Here is a 20,806-nt window from a genome sequence, read left to right as displayed (position 1 = left end):
TGAGCTTGTGAGCTCGACAGACCAGCCCCCCGATCGCCTCTATTCCGCCCGCGAACCGATCTTTCCGCGGCGTGTTTCCGGCAAGTTCCGCAATCTGAAGTGGTGGATCATGGCCGTGACGCTGGGTATCTACTACCTCACGCCCTGGATCCGGTGGGACCGCGGCCCCAACATGCCCGACCAGGCGGTGCTGATCGATCTGGCCAACCGGCGTTTCTTCTTCTTCTGGATCGAGATCTGGCCGCACGAATTCTACTTCGTCGCGGGCCTTCTGATCATGGCGGGTCTCGGCCTCTTCCTGTTCACCTCGGCGCTGGGACGGGTCTGGTGCGGCTATACATGCCCGCAGACCGTCTGGACCGACCTCTTCATCCTGGTCGAGCGCTGGGTCGAGGGCGACCGCAACAAGCGCGTCAGGCTGTGGAACGCCAAGTGGGATGGCCGCAAGACCCGGCTGAGGCTGACCAAGTGGATGCTGTGGCTGCTGATCGCCGTCGGCACGGGCGGGGCGTGGGTGTTCTACTTCGCCGATGCGCCGACGCTTTTGTGGAACCTTGTGACGCTTCAGGCGCACCCGGTGGCCTACACCACCATCCTTGTTCTGACGCTGACCACCTTCGCCTTCGGCGGGCTCATGCGCGAACAGGTCTGCATCTACATGTGCCCCTGGCCGCGTATCCAGGCCGCGATGATGGACGAGGATACCATCACCATCGGGTATCGTGACTGGCGCGGCGAGCCGCGCGGCAAGCATCGCAAGGCCGCGGGGGCCGAGGTGCTGGGCGACTGCATCGACTGTTATGCCTGCGTGAATGTCTGCCCCATGGGCATCGACATCCGCGACGGGCAGCAACTGGCCTGCATCACCTGCGGGCTGTGCATCGACGCCTGCGACGAGGTGATGGAAAAGATCGGCAAGCCGCGCGGCCTGGTCGACTACATCGCCCTGTCCGATGAGGCGCGCGAACGCGCGGGCCACGCGCCCAAACCGATCTGGAAGCATGTCTTCCGTTTCCGCACCATCCTTTACACCGTTCTCTGGGCGGCGGTCGGTGTCGGCCTTGTCGTCGCGCTGTTCATCCGCTCGGAAATCGACCTGACCGTGTCGCCGGTGCGCAACCCGATCTACGTGACGCTGCCCGACGGCTCGATCCGCAACGTCTACGAGGTGCGCGTTCGCAACAAGTTCGGCGAAGACCGCTGGTTCCAGATCGGCGTGACCCCGAACGACGTGTTCAGCGTCCAGGTCGAGGGCGCCGAGACCGGCCTCGTCTCGGTCCCGCCCGACGCCAGCGAATTGCAGCGCGTCTATGTCGTGGCGCCGGCCGGCAGCGACGCCGCCACGGCCCCGCGCACCGAGCTGCGCATCTGGCTGCACGATATCGAGGGTGACGACCGCGCCTTTGCCGATACCGTCTTCAACGGAACCGGAACGGGGAAATGAGCGAGAGAAAACTCACCGGGCGCCACGTGCTGATCATCACGGTCACGGCCTTCGCTGTCGTGATCGGGGTCAACCTGACGCTGGCCTTCCAGGCGGTCAGCACCTTCCCCGGCCTGGAGGTCGACAACAGCTACGTCGCCAGCCAGAAATTCGACGCCGCCCGCAACGCGCAAGAGGCGCTGGGCTGGCAGGTGGCGCCGCGCTACGAGGACGGGGTGCTCAGGATCACCTTCACCGACATGGCCGGCCGCGCGGTCGATGTGGCCCGGCTCGACGCGACCGTGGGCCGCGCGACCAACGTGCAACAGGACCAGGCGCCGGATTTCAGCGGCTACGCGGGCGATTTTTCCGCCCCGGTCGACCTGGCGCCCGGTTACTGGAACATCCGGCTGGAGGCCGAGGCGCCCGACGGCACCCTGTTCCGCCAGCGCCTGGAGCTTTACGTGAGGGGCTAGGCCCATGGGCAGCATCGAAACCTCCCGACCGGCCGCCTGCCCCGCCTGCGCCGTCGCGCCCGCTGCCGAAGAGCTGGCCGAGGGCAGGGCACCCGACAAGGCGCAGCTTTTCCTCTCGCTGCCGACGATCCATTGCGCGGGCTGCATCGCGGCGGTGGAACGGGCGCTGAACGCGATGCCCGGCGTGCGCGAGGCGCGCGTCAACCTTACGCTCAAGCGCGTGGCGGTCGAGGCCGAGCCCGACACGACCGCCGACGACCTGATCGCCGTGCTCGACCGGGTCGGCTATGAGGCGCACGAACTCGACCCCGGCATCATCGCCGCCACCGCCACCGACAAGGCGGGCCGCGATATCCTGATGCGCATCGCCGTGTCGGGCTTCGCCATGATGAACGTCATGCTGTTGTCGGTCGCCGTCTGGTCGGGGGCCAGCGACGCGACGCGCGACATGTTCCACTGGATCTCGGCGGCCATCGCCCTGCCGGCCATCGCCTTTTCTGCCCAGCCGTTCTTTCGCAACGCCCTGTCGGTGCTGAAACACGCGCGCCTCAACATGGATGTGCCGATTTCGCTGGCGATCCTGCTGGCCGCCGGCATGTCGCTGTACGAGACTGCCCAGCACGGGCCGCACGCCTATTTCGACGCCGCGCTGTCGCTGACCTTCTTCCTGCTGGCGGGCCGCTATCTCGACCACCGCACCCGCGCCGTGGCGCGCTCGGCGGCCGAGGAACTGGCCGCGCTCGAGGTGCCCCGCGCGCTGCGCCGCGCCGCCGACGGGCAGGAGGAAACCGTCGCCATCTCGCAAATCGCCGTGGGCGACGTGGTACTGGTGAAACCGGGCGCGCGGGTGCCCGTCGACGGGGTGGTGGCCGAGGGCCAGTCGGAAATCGACCGCTCGCTGCTGACGGGCGAGACGCTGCCAGCCTTTGCCGGCCCCGGCGCCCGGCTGAGCGCGGGCGAGGTCAACCTTACCGGGCCTCTTTCGGTCACGGTGACGGCGGCTGGCGAAGACAGCTCGCTGCACCGCATGGCCGACCTTGTGGCCGTCGCCGAAAGCTCGAAAAACCGCTACACGTCGCTGGCCGACCGGGCCGCGCGCATCTACGCGCCGGGGGTGCATCTGCTGGCGCTGGCGGCCTTCCTCGGCTGGCTGGCCGGCACTGGCGGTGACGTACGGCTGGCGCTGAATATCGCCGTGGCGGTGCTGATCATCACCTGCCCCTGCGCGCTGGGCCTCGCCGTCCCGGCGGTGACCACCGCGGCCTCCGGGCGGCTGTTCAAGAAGGGAATGCTGATCAAGGACGGCACGGCGCTGGAGCGGCTGGCCGAGATCGACACCGTTGTCTTCGACAAGACAGGCACGCTGACCCTGGGCACGCCCGAGCCCACCAACCTGGGCAACCATCCGCGGCGCGAGCTGGAAATCGCGCTGGCGCTCGCCGGTCCGTCCGCGCACCCGCTGGCCAAGGCGCTGGCCGAGGCCGCGCGCAAGGCCGGCATCCATCCCGCGCCGCTGACCGACGTGCACGAGGTGCCGGGGCACGGCGTCGAGGGGCGGCTTGGCGGGCAGATAGTGCGGTTTGGCCGCGCCGCCTGGCTGGGCGCCGAGGCCGGCCCCGAGACCGCCGCCTGGTTGCGCGTGGGGCAGGGGGCCCCGATCGAGTTCACCTTTGCCGACAGGCTGCGGCCCGGCGCCCAAGAGGCCGTGGCCGCGCTGCGCGCGCGGGGGCTCGAGGTGCGGCTCTTGTCGGGCGATGCCGAGGCGCCGGTGGCCGATCTGGCCGGCCGGCTGGGCATTTCCGAATGGATCGCCGGTGCCCTGCCAGAGGAAAAGGCCGAGGCCGTGGCCGCGCTCAGCCGCGGCGGCAGGCGGGTGCTGATGGTGGGCGACGGGCTGAACGACACTGCGGCGCTGGCCGCCGCCCATGTCTCGATCTCGCCGGCCACGGCCCTCGATGCCGCGCGGGTGGCCTCTGATATCGTGCTATTGGGGCAAGACCTGGCCCCCATCGCCGAGGCAGCGACCACGGCGAAAAAGGCGACCCGCCGCATTCATGAGAACTTTGCCATCGCGGCGCTTTACAACATGATCGCCGTGCCGATCGCGCTGGCGGGCTTTGCCACGCCGCTGGCCGCCGCGCTGGCGATGTCGGCCTCTTCGATCACCGTGTCGCTCAACGCACTCAGACTGAGGTGAACCGATGGAGATGCTGGCCTATCTGATTCCGATCTCGCTCAGCCTCGGCGCGCTGGGACTGGCGGCGTTTTTCTGGGCGCTCCGCTCGAACCAGTTCGACGACCCGGAGGGCGACAGCCGGCGGATACTCAACGACGAGTGGGACGACCACCCCAAGCCCTGACGCCTGTCAGGAGCGCGGGCCGAAAAGCTGGCATTCCGCGCCGCGGGACTTCAGCCGCCGGCAGGCCAGCGCAGCCTGATCCTCGGTCATTCCCACGAAATTGGCCTCGAAACCGCGGCTGTTCTGCACCACCTTGCGCAGCGCGTCGTCAAGCGTGCCAAGCTCGCGCAGGGCGGTTTTCAAAAGCACCCTCTCGGCCTGGTAGCGCGATCCGTAGCGGCCGACATTTATGCCCCAATGCCGCCCGCCGGACGACGACAGGCGCGTCACGATCTCTTGCCCGGCGTCGGGCTGGGCGGCGCCCTGGGCCGTCGGGCGCGCGCTGGCAAGCGACAGCGCGGCGGGGCGGGGCCTGGGCGCGACGGCGACAGGCACGGCCGCGGCGGTCGCCGTCGGTGCGGTGGGTGTCGGCGCGGGGGCCGTGGCGGCCTCTTCGACGGCCTTCAGGATGTCGTCTTCAAGCGCGGCGATCACAGTGCCGGCGGCGGGTGCCGCGCTGGGCCGTGGCGCCGGCCGCGGCGACCGGGTGACGGCGATATCGGCGCTGGCCACATGGTGGCCATAGGCCGGGCGGCGGGGCTTTTTCATCGCCACGCGCGACGGCGCGCGCTGAAAGCCGAGATCGAGCAACTCGGCCACGCGGGCGTTGCGCGTGGCCGACGAGCGCCCCCCAAAGACGGTGGCGATGATCCGCTCGTTGCCGCGCTCGGCCGAGGCGACGAGGTTGAAACCCGCCGCGCGGGTATAGCCGGTCTTGATGCCATCCGCGCCGCGATAAGAGCCCAGCAGCCGGCGGTTGGTGTTCGATACCGTGCGGATGCCCGCATCGGTCGAAATGCGTGAGAAGAGATTGTAATATTGCGGGTAGTCGAAAAAGAGGTGCCGCCCCAGCGTGGTCATGTCGCGCGCGGTCGACAGGTGCCCCGCTTCGGTCAGGCCGTGGGCGTTCTTGAAGGTCGTCCGCGTCATCCCCAGCGATTTGGCGGTGCGGTTCATGCGCCGGGCAAATGCGGCCTCGGACCCCTCGATGGCCTCGGCGATGGCGGTGGCCGCGTCATTGGCCGATTTCACCGACGCGCCCCGGATGAGATAGCGGAACCGGATCTGCTGCCCGGCGCGCAGTCCCAGCTTGGACGGCGGCTCGGCCGCGGCCTTTTTCGAAATGCGCACCATGGTGTCAAGCGATATCTCGCCGTTCTCCACCGCCTCGAAGGCAACGTAAAGCGTCATCATCTTGGTCAGCGATGCCGGGTGCAGCCGCGAGTCGGCGTTGCGCGAATGAAGCACCTCGCCGTTGCGCGCGTCGATCACCATCGCCGCATAGGGCGCTGCCTGCGCCTGGATTGCGCTGAGGGCCACAAGACCCGCGAAGTAAACGGAAATCAGCCCGATCCGGGCCGTACGCCCCAGGTTTTGCACCTTGCCTGCCTTTTCACTGCCTCGTTCCGCCGGGTTTTCCCGGTCGGTTGTTAGATTAACAGTACCACACCCCAAAGGCGCAGAAAACAATTCTTTTCAAGGGTTTTTGAGCTGTTCTTTCAGTCCAGATATGGGGCCGGGCCGGCATCTGTGCACTAGATGTCAGGCCAGTCGCCCGACCAGATCGGGCAGCCCGGCCAGATCGGTCAGTTCATGGAACCGGGGGTGGTCTTGGGGCACTTCGGCATGTTCCAGCGCCCAGGTCAGATCGTGGGGCACGAACACCCCCCAGGCGCCGGCGTCCAGCGCCGGGATCACGTCGGAGCGCAGTGAATTGCCAACCATCATCGCCCGTTCGGCCCCATCGCCGTGGCGGCCAAAGATCTCGCCGTAGCGCGGCGCGGTCTTGTCAGACACGATCTCGACCCCGTCGAACAGCTCGCCCAGCCCCGATTGGGCGAGCTTGCGCTCCTGGTCCAGCAAATCGCCCTTGGTGATCAGCACGATGCGGTGGGACGCCGCCAGCGCCTCGACCGCGTCGCGCGCATGGGGCAACAGCTCGATCGGGTGGTTCAGCATCTCCTGGCCCGCGCGCAAAAGCTCGTGGATCACCGAGGACGGGACACGCTCGTCGGTAACCTCGATGGCGGTTTCGATCATCGACAGCACGAACCCCTTGATGCCGAACCCGTACTGCCCGAGGTTGCGCCGCTCGGCCTCGGTCAGCCGCTCGTACAGGTGATCGGGCTCGGCATACTCGGCCAGAAGCGTGGCGAATCGCTCTTGCGTCATCTTGAAAAAGCGCTCGTTCTGCCAGAGCGTGTCGTCGGCGTCGAAGCCGATGGTGGTGACAGAGGCCGTCATGAACATCTCCTGCGGCGGGGCGCGCGTGACAATGCTACGCTGAGGCCCCTTTTCAGACCCCGGCCCTCGCATATATAAACAGATCGAGCCCAAGACCACCCAGATTGCCGGAGCCGAACGCCTTGACCGTCCGACCGCTGATGATGTCCGACCGCGAGGACCGCCCCGATGATGAAACCGGGGTGATCACAAAAACGCGGCCAAAGACCCAGCGGCCGCCGCTTTACAAGGTGCTGCTGCTCAATGACGACTACACCCCGATGGAGTTCGTCGTGCATGTGCTGGAGCGGTTTTTCGGCATGAGCCACGCCCAGGCGTTCGAGCTGATGCTGACCGTTCACAAGAAGGGCGTCGCGGTGGTGGGGGTGTTTTCCTTCGAGGTGGCCGAGACCAAGGTGGCGCAGGTAATGGATTTCGCCCGCCGTCACCAGCACCCGCTGCAATGCACCATGGAAAAGGAATAGGGCGTCGCGCCCGCGCTCCATGGCCGACAGCCGATTGTCCCTTGCGCTCGCCTCCGGTGCCGCCGTGCTGCCCGCCGATGGCACGATTTGCGTGGTCAATCCCGGCGCGGGCTCTGACCTGACCGCGCTGCCGGCCGAACGGGTGCGGATCGTCCAGCGGCGAAAGCCCGATCACGACGCCTGGGCGGCGCGCGGCTATCGCGTCGCGGCGGTGCCCGAGGGCGATTGCGCGCTGGCCGTCCTTTACCTGCCGCGCGCCAAGGACGAGGCGCGCGACCTGCTGGCCGATGCCGTGACGCGTACCCGCGGCGGCCCGGTGATCGTCGACGGGCAAAAGACCGACGGCATCGACAGCCTGCTCAAGGCCTGCCGGGCGCGGGGCCACGTCGGCGCCCCGCTGGCCAAGGCCCATGGCAAGCTCTTCGTGTTTGGCGCGGCGCCCGATGCAATGGCCGATTGGCGCGTCGCCGAGCCGGCGCCGATAGAGGGCGGCTTCGTCACCCTGCCCGGCGTGTTCTCTGCCGATGGCGTCGACCGCGCCTCGTGCCTGCTGGCCGACGCGCTGCCGGGGCTGAAGGGGCGGGTGGCCGATCTGGGCGCGGGCTGGGGCTATCTGGCCGCCCGGGCGCTGGCGGCCAGCCCAGATATCGCCGAGATGCACCTGATCGAGGCCGACCATGCCGCGCTGGACTGCGCGCGGATCAACGTGGCCGACCCGCGCGCGCGGTTCCACTGGGCCGATGCCACCCGCTTTGCCCCCGAGAACGCCTTTGACGCGGTGATCTGCAATCCGCCCTTCCACGCCGGCCGCAGCGCCGACCCCGAACTTGGCCGCGCCTTCCTGCGCGCCGCCGCCGCGATGCTGGCGCCCCAGGGCGCGCTCTACGTGGTCGCCAACCGGCACCTGCCTTACGAGCGCGAGCTCGGCGCGCTGTTCCGCGAGGTCGCCGAGACCGGCGGCGACGCGGGCTTCAAGGTGATCCGCGCCTCCCGCCCGCAGGGCCGCCCTCGCCCCTCTCGCTGACATCCCCTAAGCTGCGCGCAGAATCAGGAGGCCCGCCCATGTCGTTCTCGATTGTCGGCAAGACCGCCATCGTCACCGGCGCTGCCAATGGCGTGGGTCTGGCCATCGCCCGGCATTTCGCCGACCACGACGCCAACGTGATGTTCGTCGACATGGACGAGGCCCGGTTGATCGACGAGGTCGGCAAGGCGGCCGAGCGCGAGGGCAATGTCCGCTATTTCGCCGGCGACCTGCGCGAGCGGCTGACCGTCGCCAACCTGCTGTCGGCCACGATCGACGCTTTCGAGCGTATCGACATCCTGGTCAACGCCAGCCGCCAGATGGTGCCCTCGGACCCGCTCGACCCCGATGCCGACGCGGTCGAGATGCTGATAGAGCAAAACGTGATCACCAGCCTCAGGCTGAGCCAGATCGTCGCCAAGCGGATGATCAAGCAGGCCGAGGACGAAGAGCTGGAAGAGGGCTCGGCCGGGGCCATCATCAACCTGTCCTCGATCGCGGCGCGCCGGACCCATCCCAGCCTGCTGGGCTATTCGGTCAGCTCCGCCGCGCTCGACCAGTTGACGCGCTCTCTGGCGGTCGCGCTGGCGCAGCACCGGATAAGGGTGAACGCCGTCGCCTTCGGCTCTGTTCTCTCGGCCAGCCTCAAAGGCGCGCTGAAGGACAATTCGGACTACCGCACCGATATCTGCGAACACACGCCGCTTGGGCGCATCGCCAAGCCCGGCGAGGTGGCCGAAGCGGTGCAGTTCCTCGCCTCGGAGGGGGCGCAGTTCGTCACCGGGCAGATCCTGACGGTGGACGGCGGGCGCACCCTGCTCGACCCGGTGAACGCGCCGGCGCACTAGGGTCCGGCCCGACAACGGCAGCCATCCACGGTCTGCTATGCGGACGGAGGAGACGCCGGTATTGCGGCGGCGCTGGGGGGCTCTGCCCCCCGTCCTCCGGACTCCCCCCGGGATATTTGGAGCCAGAAGAAACCGCTGCCTGGTTCTTCTTGGTCCAAATACCCTGGGGGTCGGCCGCGAAGCAGGGCGAATCCGATGGTCGCAAAGCGCTCTTGGAGAAAACCCGCGCGTTTGGACCGGATCACGGGTTTTGGCGCTGAACCTCGGGATAAGTCTTGCGGCAGATTGCCAGGTCGCGGGCAGCCCTGCGCGCAAGCTCGGTGCGCTTTTCCTTCAGCCCTGCCAGCTTGCGCCGCTCGGCGGCGAGGTCGACGGCCGCGGGGCGGGTACGCATCTCGACCTCGCGCACCTGGCAAAAGCCTGAATAGATCCGCCCGTCCTTGCCGCGCCGTGGGCAGGGCCGCATGCGCCAGACGCTCACCGGCTCGCGCTCCAGCCCGTAGCCGCGCGCCAGCGTCGCCTCGGTATCGGAGGCCAGCGCATCGATCACCCGCAATTCGCGCAACGCGTCGGCCTCGCACAACTCGCGCGGCGTGGCGCAGGCGCCCAGCAGGGCGAGGGCACAGAGGGCGAGGGCGCGCATTATCGGTCTCCTGTCAACTGTGGCCCCAGTCTAGGGCGCCCGAGCCCGGCCGGGAAACCCCTGCGGCATGTTGGCACGGCCGGTCCAAAGCTGCTAGGTCTGAGGCACTCGAGGGAGACGCCCATGACCGAACAGTTCGACGACAAGAAGACCCGCGCCAGCGCCTGGTTCCGCAGCCTGCGCGACGAGATAGTGGCCGCCTTCGAGGCGCTGGAGGAGGCCCAGCAAAGCGGCCCCTTCGCCGAGGCGCCCGCCGGCCGTTTCGAGGTGACGGAAACCCGCCGCGAGGCCGGCGATGGCGGCGGCGGGCTGATGAGCGTGATGCGCGGCGGGCGGGTGTTTGAAAAGGTCGGCGTCAACGTTTCGACCGTCTACGGCACGCTGGGGCGCAAGGCGCAGGCCGCGATGGCCGCCCGAAAGGGGCTGGAGGGCATGGAGGACGACCCGCGCTTCTGGGCCTCCGGCATCAGCCTTGTGGCCCATATGCAAAACCCCCATACGCCGGCGGTCCACCTGAACACCCGCATGTTCTGGACGCCGCATGGCTGGTGGTTCGGCGGCGGCACCGACCTCAACCCCTGCCTGCCCTACGACGACGACACCGAGGCGTTTCACGCGGTGCTCAAGGAGCATTGCGACCGCCACGACCTCAGCCACTACCCCCGCTTCAAGGCCTGGGCCGACGAGTATTTCTACGTCCCCCACCGCCACCGCGCCCGTGGCGTGGGCGGTATCTTTTACGACGACCTGAACAGCGGCGACTGGGAGGCCGATTTCGCCTTTACCCAGGATGTCGGCCGCGCCTTCCTGCCCGCCTACCTGCCGCTGGTCGAAGACCGCCGCGACACCGCCTGGTCACACGAGGACCGCGCCGCGCAACTGGCCCACCGTGGCCTCTATGCCGAATACAACCTGCTATACGACCGGGGCACGAAATTCGGGCTCGAGACCGGGCACGACCCCGACGCGGTCCTGATGTCGATGCCGCCGCTGGCGAGCTGGCCTTAGGCCGGCGCGACCGCCGCGGCCGCGCCGCCTGGCCTATCCCAGATCGGGTTCGGTGGCCTTGAAGGACGCGACGCCCTGCATCGCCTGCCACCAGTCGGCCATGCCCGGCACCTGCAGCAGCGCATCCTTGTCGGGCGTCAGCGAAATGTAGAACATGATCGGCGCGAGGAAGTAATCGGCGAGCGTCGGGGCATCGCCGGCCAGCCATTTCGCCTGACCCTTGTTTTCCATCAGAAGTTCCAGCAGCGTCTTGGCGGCTTTCATGCACTCCGCATGAGCATCGTCATCCGGGCCGCCGATGAACTCTGGAAAGAGGTGATAGCCGGCCGCGCCGATGAGGGCGTCGTAGCCGTAAGCGTTGATCAGGCTCATCGCCTCGTTCATCAGGGCCTTTTCCCGGGCCTTGTCCGGAATCAGCGCCGGGTCGGGCCGGGTGTCCTCAAGATACCGGCAAATCGCGTCCGTCTCGCGGATGCGGATACCGTCGATGTCGAGCACGGGAACCTTGCCGAACGGGTGGCGGGCGAGGTGTTCGGGCTGGCGCGGTTCACCCTCCAGAACGTTGATCTGCGCCTGATCGAAATCGACACCCTTGTCGTTCAACACCGTTTTCACGGTTCGAACGTAGGTCGATCCGTCGAAACCATAAAGCTTGGTCTGGTCGGCCATGTCTCTCCTCCTCCTTGGGTGGTCCGGAACACCCGGCCATCGTCGCCTTGCAGGGCTTGATCTAGCGCGGTCTTCGGGTTCGGACAGAACGGCGCGCGCCCGGCCTCTTGGCACAAGGCGGCGGCAGCGGGCCGGGTTGGACGAAGGTAACCCTCCAAAAGGGCATCCCCCGGACCGGCCGTCCGGGGGGCGAGAAACGCCTGGCGTCTCGGCCCCCAATCGCCGCGAGCAAGACGTTCACATTCTCCGGGTTCGCATCGGGGTGAAACTTCTCCGGGTTCGCATCGGGGTGAAACCGTGCCCGGGTCTGAAGATATGCGGGCCCTTCGGGAAGGCGTCCTTGATGCGCTGGGTTTCGTCGATCGACTCCTGCCCGCCGGTCATCATCAGCGAGGGCGCCATGTTGCCCTGCACGCAGCCATCGACCTGCATGTTGGACGCACCACACGCGGCGTCGAGCGCCACGCAGGTCGTGGCGAAACCTGCCCAATCGCGACTCCTTGATCCACCTTGCAACCGGATTTTCCGTCCTGTTCAGGAACAAGGGCGCGGGTGGTCTTGTTGGGCGGGAGATGGCAAGGAACGAAAGGAGGAAACGACATGAAATTCCTTACTGCAAGCGCACTTGCCCTGTCCGTTGCCGCGACCGGCGCGATGGCCGAGAACCACGAGGCCAGCAATTCGCAGACCGGCAACAGCACCATGCAGACCGGCAACGGCACCATGGGGTCGGGCGACATGTCCAAGTCGATGGAAGGCCGCGAGGACCTGATTCGCACGCGCGACATCACCGGCGGTGACATCTACACCTGGAACGAGACGCAAGATGAAGTCTGGAGCCCGACCGGCGTTCATCAGAGCGTCGGCGACAACTGGAACCAGATCGGCGAGATCGAGGATGTGGTCCTGTCGCATGACGGCGAGATGATCGGCGTCGTGGGCGAAGTCGGCGGCTTTCTCGACGTAGGCGACAAACACGTGATGATACCGGTCGACGACGTGAACCTCGTGGCGGTCGACAACCGCGAATACGCGCTGGTCACGCGACTGAACGAAAAAGACCTGCAAAACAGGGAAAACGTGGATGAAGGGTTCTGGAACTGATCCCGGTTCATCTCAGGAAGAAGGCCGCCGGGATATCTCCGGCGGCCTTTCTTGTCTCTCAGGGTGCTGCCGGGGTTAGCCCCGAAGCGCCTCGAGCATGACGTTCACATTCTCCGGGTCGGCATCGGGGGTGATCCCGTGGCCAAGGTTGAAGATATGCGGGCCCTTCGAGAAGGCGTCCTTGATGCGCTTGGTCTCGTCGATCAATTCCTGCCCGCCGGTCACCATCAGCGAGGGCGCCATGTTGCCCTGCACGCAGCCATCGACCTGCACGTTGGCCGCGCCCCACGCGGCGTCGACCGAGTTGTCGAGCGCGACGCAATCGGCCCCCGTGGCCTTGGCGAAACCGATGTATTTTTCGCCGGCCTCGCGCGGGAAGGCGATGCAGGGCAGGCCGGGGTGGCGGGCCTTGAGTTCGGCGATGATCTTTTTCGCGGGCTCCAGCGCGTATTTGTCGAACGCCTCGCCCTTCAGCGAGCCCGCCCAGCTGTCGAAGATCTTGACCACCTCGGCCCCGGCTTCGACCTGCTTGGACAGGTATTCGATGGTGGATTCGGTCAGCAGGTCCATCAGCGCGTCGAAGGTGGCCGGGTCCTCGACCCGCATCTTGTGCGCGGGCGCCTGGTCCTTGGTGCCCTGACCGGCGATCATGTAGGTGGCCACGGTCCATGGCGCGCCGGCAAAGCCGATCAGCGTGGTTTCCGACGGCAACTCGCGCGACAGGATGCGCACGGTTTCGTAGACCGGGGCCATGTGCTCGTGGATGTCGTCCTTGCCCTTGAGCGGGGAAAGTCCCTCGGGCCCGGTGATGGTCGACAGGCGCGGACCCTCGCCGGTGACGAACCACAGATCGGCGCCCAGCGCCTGCGGCAGCAGCAGGATGTCAGCAAACAGGATTGCCGCGTCGAAGCCGTAACGGCGGATCGGTTGCAGCGTAACCTCGGCGGCGAGCTCGGAATTGTAGCACAGCGACAGGAAATCGCCCGCCTCGGCCCGGGTGGCCCGGTATTCCGGCAGGTAACGCCCTGCCTGGCGCATCAGCCAGACCGGCGGCACGTCCTGGATTTCACCCGCGAGCGACCGCAACAGTTTTTTGGTTTCCGCCATCGTCATCCCCGTTTATTGCTGGCGCCTGTCGTCCCCTGCTTGCGGCAGCATGTCAAGTCGGGCCGAGTTGTCAGGACGACGTGACGCGATTACAGGTAGGCGCATGGCACTGACACTTCCCTCCCCCGCTTCCCCCCTCAAGATCGGCACCCGCGGCTCGCCGCTGGCCGTCGCGCAGGCCCATGAAACCCGCGCGCGGCTGTCCAGGGCGTTCGACCTGCCCGAAGACGCCTTCGAGATCGTGGTGATCAAGACCACCGGGGACCGCGTGCTCGACCGCCCGCTGAAAGAGATCGGCGGCAAGGGCCTCTTCACCAAGGAAATCGAGGACGCGATGCTCAACGGCGATATCGACATCGCCGTGCACTCGATGAAGGACATGCCGGTGGAACAGCCCGAGGGGCTGATCCTCGACACTTACTTGCCGCGCGAGGATACCCGCGACGCCTTCGTGTCGCTCAATCACGCGCGGCTGGCCGACCTGCCCGAGGGCGCCGTGCTGGGCAGCTCGTCGCTGCGCCGGCGCGCCCAGCTACTGAACTTCCGCCCCGACCTCAAGGTTGTCGAGTTCCGCGGCAATGTGCAGACCCGGCTGAAAAAGCTGCAGGACGGCGTGGCCGAGGCGACCTTCCTCGCCATGGCCGGTCTCAACCGGCTGGGGATGAGCGAGATCGCCAAATCCGGCATCGAACCCGAGGAAATGCTGCCCGCCGTGGCTCAGGGCGCCATCGGCATCGAGCGCCGCATGTCCGACGACCGCTGCGCGGAAATGCTGGCCGCGATTCACGACACGCCCACCGGCCACCGGCTGGCCGCCGAACGCGCCTTCCTCGCCGCGCTCGACGGGTCCTGCGAAACGCCGATCGGCGGGCTGGCGCTCTTGGAAGGCGAGCGGGTCTGGCTGCGCGGCGAGATCCTGAAACCCGACGGGACCGAGCGGATCGCGGGCGAAGACCGCGCGCCCATCGGCGAGGCCGCCGAGATGGGCCGCAGGCTGGGCGAAAGGCTGCGTTCGCAAGCGGGCGAAGGATTCTTTGACTGGGTTCAGGGCTAAGGCACCGGGCAAGACGGCAAACGGCGCCGGGCGGGAAACCCCTGTCCGGCGTTTTGCGTTTCCGCCAGATGCAGGCACCCCGCCCCGCGACTTCGCGCAGCCCCTTCCCGTCGTCCCGCCGGGCGACCCTGTCGCGTTCCTGCTTGACGGTCCGGCCCGGCAATGCTCGCCTGACGCGGCCTCTTGAGGAGCCCGCCCCATGCAAAACGACCCGCTGCTCACCCCCTATCGGCTCAAGCACCTGACGCTGCGCAACCGGCTGATGTCGACGGCCCATGAGCCCGCCTACTCCGAAGACGGCATGCCGAAAGAACGCTACCGCCTCTACCATGCCGAAAAGGCGAAAGGCGGCATCGCACTGACCATGACCGCGGGGTCGGCCGTCGTTTCGCCCGACAGCCCCGAGGCCTTCGGCAACCTCCTGGCCTACCGCGACGAGATCGTGCCATGGCTGCGCGACCTCGCGGACGCCTGCCACGAGCACGGCGCGGCGGTGATGATCCAGCTTACCCACCTGGGCTGGCGCACCGGCTGGAACAAGGGCGACTGGCTGCCCGTGCTCGCGCCGTCGCCGCTGCGCGAACCGGCCCACCGCGCCTTCGCCAAAGAGATGGAGGGCTGGGACATCGACCGCATCGTCGCCGACTATGCCGCCGCCGCCCAACGGATGCAGGCCGCCGGCCTCGACGGGATCGAGTTCGAAGCCTACGGCCATTTGATGGACGCCTTCTGGTCCCCCTACCAGAACCGGCGCGACGACCAATGGGGCGGCTCGCTCGACAACCGCCTGCGTTTTACCTGGGCGGTGCTCGACGCGGTGCGTGCCGCCGTGGGCTCCGAGTTCATCGTCGGCCTGCGCATGGTCGCCGACGAGGATTTCGACAAGGGGCTCAGCCGCGACGAGGGGGTGGAGATCGCAAGGCGGCTGGCCGACAGCGGCAAGGTCGATTTCCTCAACCTCATCCGCGGACGCGTGGCCACCGACGCCGAACTGACCAGGGTCATACCGGTGCAGGGCATGGCCGCCGCCCCCCATCTCGATTTCGCGGGCGAGGTGCGTGCCGCCACCGGCATACCGATGTTCCACGCCGCCAAGATCGCCGATGTCGCCACCGCGCGGCACGCGGTTGCGGACGGCAAGCTCGACATGGTCGGCATGACCCGCGCCCATATCGCCGACCCCCATATCGGCCGCAAGATCGCCGCGGGGCACGAAGACCGCATCCGCCCCTGCGTCGGCGCCACCTATTGCCTCGACCGCATCTACGAAGGCGGCGAGGCGCTCTGCCTGCACAACGCCGCCACAGGCCGCGAGGCGTGGATACCGCACGACATTCCGAAGGCCGGGACAGCCCGCCGCGCGGTCGTGGTCGGCGCCGGCCCGGCCGGGCTTGAGGCCGCACGCGTCGCCGCCGAGCGCGGGCACAAGGTCACGGTCCTCGAGGCCGCCGACCGCGCCGGCGGCCAGGTCGCCCTGCTCGCCGCCAACCCGCGCCGGCGCGAGATGTCGGGCATCGTCGACTGGCGCCTCGCCGAGCTTGACCGGCTGGGGGTCGAGATCCGCTACAACCTCTACGCCGAGGTCGACGACGTGCTGGCCGAAGACCCCGACATGGTGGTGATCGCCACCGGCGGCCTGCCCCAGCCCCCCGAAATGCAGGGCGCCGAGCTGGCCGTCTCCTCCTGGGACATCCTGTCCGGCACGGTGAAACCCGCCGCCCGCGTGCTGGTCTACGACGACAATGGCGGCCACCCGGGGATGAGCGCGGCAGAAGTGATCGCGCGCGCCGGGGCCACGCTGGAAGTCGTCAGTCCCGAACGCTTCTTCGCCCCCGAGATGGGCGGGCTGAACCACGCCCCCTATGCCGCGGCCCTCGCCGAAACCGGCGCACGGGTAACGATCAATACGCGCCTTACCGCGTTGCGCCGCGAGGGCAACGAACTGGTCGCGACGCTGGGCTCCGACTACGCGCGCGGCGCGACCGCCGAACGGCGCGCCGACCAGGTTGTGGTCGAACACGGAACCGCCGCCCTCGACGATCTCTACCACGCGCTGAAGCCGCAGGCGCGCAATCGCGGCGCGATTGATTACCCGGCGCTTCTGGCTGCCGCCGATCCGTTTCCAACCTGCAACCCCGACGGCCGCTTTACCCTTTATCGCATCGGCGACGCCGTCGCCTCTCGCAATGTCCACGCCGCGATCTATGACGCGCTGCGGTTCGGTCTGCGCTGGTAGTGACCGCTTTTTTTTAAAAATGAGCGCCTGCGGCGCAAGCCTTTCGTCTCGGCCCCGGCCCTGGGGCCGGGGCCTCGGGGCCTCCGGCGGGGATATTTCGGGCCAGAAGAAGCCGGCGCGCTCTTCCCGCTTCTTCTGGCTGGAAATATCCCGGGGGGGCCGCCCGCAAGGCGGGCGGCGGGGGCAGCGCCCCCGAAACCCGTGTCAGTCCCGCACTCGGTCGACCAGGTTCAGCACCGAGGGGCCCATCGCCTCGACGATGAGGCGCACGCCTTCCGCGTTGGGGTGGATGCCGTCGGGCTGCATCAGCGCACGCAGCGCGCGGCTATCCCCCTCGTCGACGCGCAGCCCGGCGAGGAAGCTGTCCACGAGCAGCGTGTCGTACTGCTCTGCCAGGTCGGGATACATCGCGTCGAAGGCGGCCTTGTAGTCGGGGCCGTAATTGCCCGGTGCCGAAAGGCCCACCAGCATCACCTCCACGCCCTTTTCCTGCGCGATGCTCAGAACGCCTTCGAGATTGGCGCGGGAGGTCGCCGGGTCGATGCCGCGCAACAGGTCATTGCCGCCAAGCGCCACGATCATCGCGTCCACTTCGGGCGTCAACGTCCAGCCGACCCGCGACAGGCCTCCGGCAGTGGTATCGCCGGAGACGCCGGCATTGATGAGCTCCACCTCGGCGCCCTGCGCCGTCAGCCAGGCCTCCAGCTGCGGCACGAAACCGTCGCCCTGGGCAAGCCCGTAGCCCTGGGTAAGGCTGTCGCCGAGCGCGGCGATCACCACGGGTTCGGCATCGACGGGCAGCGCGACCAGCGCCAGAACCGCCGCGAGCTTGAGCGCGCGCCGCCGCGCCCCATATGCAAGGGGAGCAATCCGTTTCAGAAGGCCCGCCATGGCAGACCCCGTGCTTTCCCTTTCCGATGTCACGCTGACGCTGGCCGGCAATGCCGGTCCGGTCGAAATTCTGCACGGCATCGAGCTGGATGTCGGGCGGGGCGAGACCTTGGGGCTGGTCGGTCCGTCTGGGTCGGGCAAGTCCTCTCTCCTCATGCTCATGGGCGGGCTGGAGCGCGCGACGTCGGGCCGGGTTTCGGCGCTGGGCCATGACCTGACAGCGATGAACGAGGACGCGCTGGCCCGGTTCCGCAGGCAGCATATGGGGGTGGTGTTCCAATCGTTCCACCTGATTCCCACCATGACCGCGCTGGAAAACGTCGCAACGCCGCTGGAGCTGGCCGGCCACGCCGACGCCTTTGACCGTGCCGAAGCGGAACTTCGCGGCGTGGGGCTGGGCGCGCGGCTCGACCACTACCCGAGCCAGATGTCGGGCGGCGAGCAGCAACGGGTGGCGCTTGCGCGCGCCGCCGCGCCACGGCCGCATATCCTGCTGGCCGATGAGCCGACGGGCAACCTCGACGGCGCCAACGGCGCGGCGATCATGGATCTGCTGTTCGGGCTGCGCGACCGGCACGGCGCGACGCTGGTGCTTGTCACCCACGCGAGCGAACTGGCCGCGCGCTGCGACCGGGTGGTGCGGCTGGCCGACGGTCGCGTCGCCGGGGAAGACCTGCGGAGTGCCGCGGAATGAGCCTGCGCGTTTCGGCGAAGATCGCCCGGCGCGAGCTGCGCGGAGGGCTCAGGGGGTTTTACGTCTTTCTTGCCTGCCTTGCGCTGGGCGTGGCGGCCATCGCCGCCGTGGGCTCGGTGCGCGAAAGCATCGAGGGCGGGCTGAAGCGCGAGGGCGCGGTTCTGCTGGGCGGCGATGGCGAGATGTCCTTTACCTACCGTTTCGCCGACGCGGATGAGCGGGACTGGATGGCGACGACCGCCGCCCGCGTGTCGGAGATTGTCGATTTCCGGTCGATGGTGGTGGTCGAGCGCGACGGGGCGACCGAGCGCGGCCTGACCCAGGTCAAAGGCGTCGATGACGCCTATCCACTCTATGGCGCTGTCGAGCTGGACCCGCCAATGCCGCTGGACGCGGCGCTTGCCGGCAACGGCGCGGTGATGGAGCGGGTGCTGGCCGAGCGGCTGGGCCTGGCTCCCGGCGACGCCTTTCGCCTCGGCACGGGCGACTACACGCTGTCTGCGCTGCTGACGCGCGAGCCTGACGGGGCGGGCGACGGGTTCGGCCTGGGGCCGCGGCTGTTGCTGCGCACCGCGGCGCTGGAGGGATCGGGGCTGCTCGAACCCGGCACGCTTTTCGAGACCAAGTACCGCCTGGCCCTGCCCGGGGGCGACCTTGCGGCGCTGGAAAAGCGGGCCGAGGCCCGGTTTGCCGATCAGGGCATGCGCTGGCGCGATGCGCGCAACGGCGCGCCGGGGATGACCGTTTTCGTCGACCGGATGGCCTCGTTCCTGGTGCTGGTGGGGCTGGCGGGCCTCGCCGTGGGTGGGGTTGGCGTTTCGGCCGCCGTGCGCGCCTATCTCGACGGCAAGACCGAGGTGATCGCCATACTGAAAACGCTGGGCGCCGAGGGCCACACGATCCTTTGGGCGTATCTGATCCAGATCGGCGCGCTGGCGGGGCTGGGCATCGTGCTCGGGCTTGGGCTGGGCGCGCTGGCGCCGCTGGCGCTGGGCCCGGTGATCGAGGCGCAATTGCCGGTGCCGGCCGAGTTTACGGTGCATGCGGGCCCGCTGGCCGAGGCGGCGCTTTACGGCGTGTTGACCGCGCTGGTGTTCACATTGTGGCCGCTGGCCCGCACCGAGGAGGTGCGCGCGGCGGCGCTGTTCCGCGACGCCACGGGGCCCGAGCGGGCCTGGCCGCGGCCGGTCTATGTGGCGATCACGGCGGCGCTGGCCGCGGCCCTGATCGGCGTGGCTGCGTGGTTTTCGGGCGTGCCGGAGCTGGCGCTCTGGTCGGCCTTCGGCATTGTCGTGGCGCTGGGCCTGCTGGTGATCGCGGCGGCCGGGCTGCGGTGGCTGGCGCGGCGTGCGGCGCGGACGCACATGGTGCGCGGGCGCACCGCGGCGCGGCTGGCGCTGGGCGCCGTGGGCGGGCCGGCGGGCGAGACCGTGTCGGTAGTGCTGTCGCTGGGCCTTGGGCTGAGCGTGCTGGCCGCCGTGGGCCAGATCGACGCCAACCTGCGCGCGGCCATCGCAGAGGACCTGCCCGACGTGGCGCCCTCCTATTTCGTGGTCGACATCCAGGGCGACCAGCTTGCGGGTTTTCTCGACCGGGTGGACAACGACCCGGGCGTGTCCAAGGTCGAGACCGCGCCGATGCTGCGCGGCGTGATCACGCGGATCAACGGTTTGCCCGCGCGCGAGGTTGCGGGCGATCACTGGGTGATCCGGGGCGACCGGGGCGTGACCTATTCGGCCACGCCGCCCGAGGACACGGTCATTACCGCCGGGGATTGGTGGCCCGAGGGCTACGACGGGCCACCGGTGATGAGTTTCGCCGACGAGGAGGCCGAGGAGATCGGGCTCAAGCTCGGTGACGACGTGACCGTCAATATCCTGGGGCGCGACATCACCGCCAAGGTCACCAGCTTTCGCGAGGTCGACTTCTCGACCGCCGGGATCGGCTTTGTCCTGTCGATGAATCCGGCTGCCCTGCAGGGGGCGCCGCATACCCACATCGCCACGATCTATGCCGACCCCGAGGCCGAGGCGGCGATCCTGCGCGACCTGGCCACGGCCTATCCCAACATCACCGCGATCCGGGTGCGCGACGCGATCGACCGGGTGGCCGAGGTGCTGTCGAGCCTCGCCGCGGCGATCACCTACGGGGCGGCGGCGACGCTGGTTACCGGCGTGATCGTGCTGATCGGGGCTGCGGCGGCGGGCGAGCGGGCGCGGGTCTACGAGGCGGCGGTGCTGAAGACCGTGGGCGCGGTGCGGCCGCAGATCTTGCGCTATTTCGCGCTGCGTTCGGCGCTTTTGGGCGCGGCGGCGGGGGCCGTGGCGATCGTGGCCGGAGGCCTGGCCGGCTGGGCGGTGATGACCTTCGTGATGGAGGGCGGCTACCGGTTCGAGCCGGTTTCGGCGGTGCTGATCGTGGCCGGCGGCGCGATGGCCACGCTGCTGGCCGGGCTGGGTTTTGCCTGGCGGCCGCTGGCCGCGCGGCCCGCGCGGGTGTTGAGGGCGCGGGAGTAGTCACCG

At 68.4% G+C, this 20,806-nt stretch carries 20 protein-coding genes; 13 read left to right on the top strand and 7 right to left on the bottom strand.

From position 1 onward, the window contains the following. Positions 1–7: 7 nt before the first annotated feature. The 4 genes from ccoG to ccoS are packed head-to-tail and all read left to right on the top strand — an operon-like array spanning position 8 to position 4,259. Complete coding sequence (gene ccoG / locus Ga0609869_RS05440) at positions 8–1,444, top strand: cytochrome c oxidase accessory protein CcoG (RefSeq protein ID WP_125405881.1); 1,437 nt, start codon at positions 8–10, stop codon at positions 1,442–1,444. Further along, the gene (locus tag Ga0609869_RS05435; protein WP_125405884.1) at positions 1,441–1,899 is read left to right on the top strand and encodes a FixH family protein; all 459 of its coding nucleotides are present in this window, start codon (positions 1,441–1,443) and stop codon (positions 1,897–1,899) included. The genes ccoG and Ga0609869_RS05435 overlap by 4 nt, the downstream gene beginning before the upstream one ends. A gap of 4 nt (positions 1,900–1,903) precedes the next feature. Continuing rightward, complete coding sequence (locus Ga0609869_RS05430; RefSeq protein WP_125405887.1) at positions 1,904–4,096, top strand: heavy metal translocating P-type ATPase; 2,193 nt, start codon at positions 1,904–1,906, stop codon at positions 4,094–4,096. Between the two features lie 4 nt (positions 4,097–4,100). After that, complete coding sequence (gene ccoS, locus Ga0609869_RS05425; RefSeq protein ID WP_125405890.1) at positions 4,101–4,259, top strand: cbb3-type cytochrome oxidase assembly protein CcoS; 159 nt, start codon at positions 4,101–4,103, stop codon at positions 4,257–4,259. A 6-nt stretch (positions 4,260–4,265) separates the two neighbouring features. Here ccoS and Ga0609869_RS05420 read toward each other — a convergent pair whose 3' ends face one another. Together Ga0609869_RS05420 and Ga0609869_RS05415 are read right to left on the bottom strand one after the other, a co-directional pair. After that, positions 4,266–5,618 (bottom strand): D-alanyl-D-alanine carboxypeptidase family protein, encoded by a 1,353-nt coding sequence (locus tag Ga0609869_RS05420; RefSeq protein WP_281273279.1) that lies wholly within the window; start codon positions 5,616–5,618, stop codon positions 4,266–4,268. Between the two features lie 222 nt (positions 5,619–5,840). After that, on the bottom strand, positions 5,841–6,542 hold the full coding sequence (locus Ga0609869_RS05415) for an HAD family hydrolase (RefSeq protein ID WP_125405893.1): 702 nt from the start codon (positions 6,540–6,542) through the stop codon (positions 5,841–5,843). Between the two features lie 140 nt (positions 6,543–6,682). Between Ga0609869_RS05415 and clpS the strand changes: the two genes are divergently transcribed. The 3 genes from clpS to Ga0609869_RS05400 are packed head-to-tail and all read left to right on the top strand — an operon-like array spanning position 6,683 to position 8,878. Further along, the gene (clpS, locus tag Ga0609869_RS05410; RefSeq protein WP_438826864.1) at positions 6,683–7,006 is read left to right on the top strand and encodes an ATP-dependent Clp protease adapter ClpS; all 324 of its coding nucleotides are present in this window, start codon (positions 6,683–6,685) and stop codon (positions 7,004–7,006) included. 19 nt (positions 7,007–7,025) lie between these two features. Continuing rightward, a complete protein-coding gene (locus Ga0609869_RS05405) occupies positions 7,026–8,030 on the top strand; it encodes a class I SAM-dependent methyltransferase (RefSeq protein ID WP_125405898.1) in 1,005 nt (334 codons plus the stop codon). A 38-nt stretch (positions 8,031–8,068) separates the two neighbouring features. Continuing rightward, the gene (locus Ga0609869_RS05400) at positions 8,069–8,878 is read left to right on the top strand and encodes an SDR family NAD(P)-dependent oxidoreductase (protein ID WP_125405900.1); all 810 of its coding nucleotides are present in this window, start codon (positions 8,069–8,071) and stop codon (positions 8,876–8,878) included. Between the two features lie 241 nt (positions 8,879–9,119). Here the strand turns inward: Ga0609869_RS05400 and Ga0609869_RS05395 are convergent, their stop codons facing one another. Continuing rightward, positions 9,120–9,521, bottom strand: a complete 402-nt coding sequence (locus Ga0609869_RS05395; RefSeq protein WP_125405903.1) for a hypothetical protein — start codon at positions 9,519–9,521, stop codon at positions 9,120–9,122. A gap of 123 nt (positions 9,522–9,644) precedes the next feature. Between Ga0609869_RS05395 and hemF the strand changes: the two genes are divergently transcribed. Next, positions 9,645–10,529, top strand: coding sequence for an oxygen-dependent coproporphyrinogen oxidase (hemF, locus tag Ga0609869_RS05390; protein ID WP_125405906.1), 885 nt, complete (start codon positions 9,645–9,647; stop codon positions 10,527–10,529). 33 nt (positions 10,530–10,562) lie between these two features. Here the strand turns inward: hemF and Ga0609869_RS05385 are convergent, their stop codons facing one another. Together Ga0609869_RS05385 and Ga0609869_RS05380 are read right to left on the bottom strand one after the other, a co-directional pair. Beyond that, the gene (locus Ga0609869_RS05385; protein WP_125405908.1) at positions 10,563–11,198 is read right to left on the bottom strand and encodes a glutathione S-transferase family protein; all 636 of its coding nucleotides are present in this window, start codon (positions 11,196–11,198) and stop codon (positions 10,563–10,565) included. A 237-nt stretch (positions 11,199–11,435) separates the two neighbouring features. Beyond that, positions 11,436–11,663: a uroporphyrinogen decarboxylase family protein gene (locus Ga0609869_RS05380; protein ID WP_342772233.1), complete on the bottom strand. Its 228-nt coding sequence runs from the start codon at positions 11,661–11,663 to the stop codon at positions 11,436–11,438. A gap of 135 nt (positions 11,664–11,798) precedes the next feature. Between Ga0609869_RS05380 and Ga0609869_RS05375 the strand changes: the two genes are divergently transcribed. Continuing rightward, positions 11,799–12,302, top strand: a complete 504-nt coding sequence (locus Ga0609869_RS05375) for a PRC-barrel domain-containing protein (protein WP_125405911.1) — start codon at positions 11,799–11,801, stop codon at positions 12,300–12,302. Positions 12,303–12,377: 75 nt separating this feature from the next. On the opposite strand, the gene hemE is transcribed toward Ga0609869_RS05375, so the two are convergent. Continuing rightward, positions 12,378–13,409 carry a uroporphyrinogen decarboxylase gene (hemE, locus tag Ga0609869_RS05370; protein WP_125405914.1) on the bottom strand — a complete coding sequence of 344 codons (1,032 nt, stop codon included), beginning with the start codon at positions 13,407–13,409 and terminating at the stop codon, positions 12,378–12,380. Between the two features lie 103 nt (positions 13,410–13,512). Between hemE and hemC the strand changes: the two genes are divergently transcribed. Together hemC and Ga0609869_RS05360 are read left to right on the top strand one after the other, a co-directional pair. Further along, on the top strand, positions 13,513–14,463 hold the full coding sequence (gene hemC / locus Ga0609869_RS05365; RefSeq protein WP_125405917.1) for a hydroxymethylbilane synthase: 951 nt from the start codon (positions 13,513–13,515) through the stop codon (positions 14,461–14,463). Between the two features lie 199 nt (positions 14,464–14,662). Continuing rightward, the gene (locus Ga0609869_RS05360; protein WP_125405920.1) at positions 14,663–16,699 is read left to right on the top strand and encodes an NADH:flavin oxidoreductase; all 2,037 of its coding nucleotides are present in this window, start codon (positions 14,663–14,665) and stop codon (positions 16,697–16,699) included. Between the two features lie 204 nt (positions 16,700–16,903). Here Ga0609869_RS05360 and Ga0609869_RS05355 read toward each other — a convergent pair whose 3' ends face one another. Beyond that, positions 16,904–17,590, bottom strand: coding sequence for an arylesterase (locus tag Ga0609869_RS05355; RefSeq protein ID WP_125405923.1), 687 nt, complete (start codon positions 17,588–17,590; stop codon positions 16,904–16,906). On the opposite strand from Ga0609869_RS05355, the gene Ga0609869_RS05350 reads away from it, so the two are divergent. Both Ga0609869_RS05350 and Ga0609869_RS05345 read left to right on the top strand, forming a co-directional pair. Beyond that, entirely contained in the window at positions 17,589–18,284 is a 696-nt protein-coding gene (locus Ga0609869_RS05350) for an ABC transporter ATP-binding protein (RefSeq protein WP_125405925.1), read from the top strand. The two genes, Ga0609869_RS05355 and Ga0609869_RS05350, sit on opposite strands and share 2 nt — an antisense overlap. Next, entirely contained in the window at positions 18,281–20,800 is a 2,520-nt protein-coding gene (locus Ga0609869_RS05345; RefSeq protein ID WP_125405927.1) for an ABC transporter permease, read from the top strand. Before Ga0609869_RS05350 ends, Ga0609869_RS05345 begins: the two co-directional genes overlap by 4 nt. The last annotated feature ends 6 nt before the right edge of the window (positions 20,801–20,806 follow it).

The sequence above is a fragment of the Rhodovulum iodosum genome (assembly GCF_041020385.1).
Classification (GTDB): Bacteria; Pseudomonadota; Alphaproteobacteria; order Rhodobacterales; family Rhodobacteraceae; genus Rhodovulum; species Rhodovulum iodosum.
Note: the sequence above shows the minus strand (reverse complement) of the source record. Positions and strands in the feature narration are given on the sequence as shown.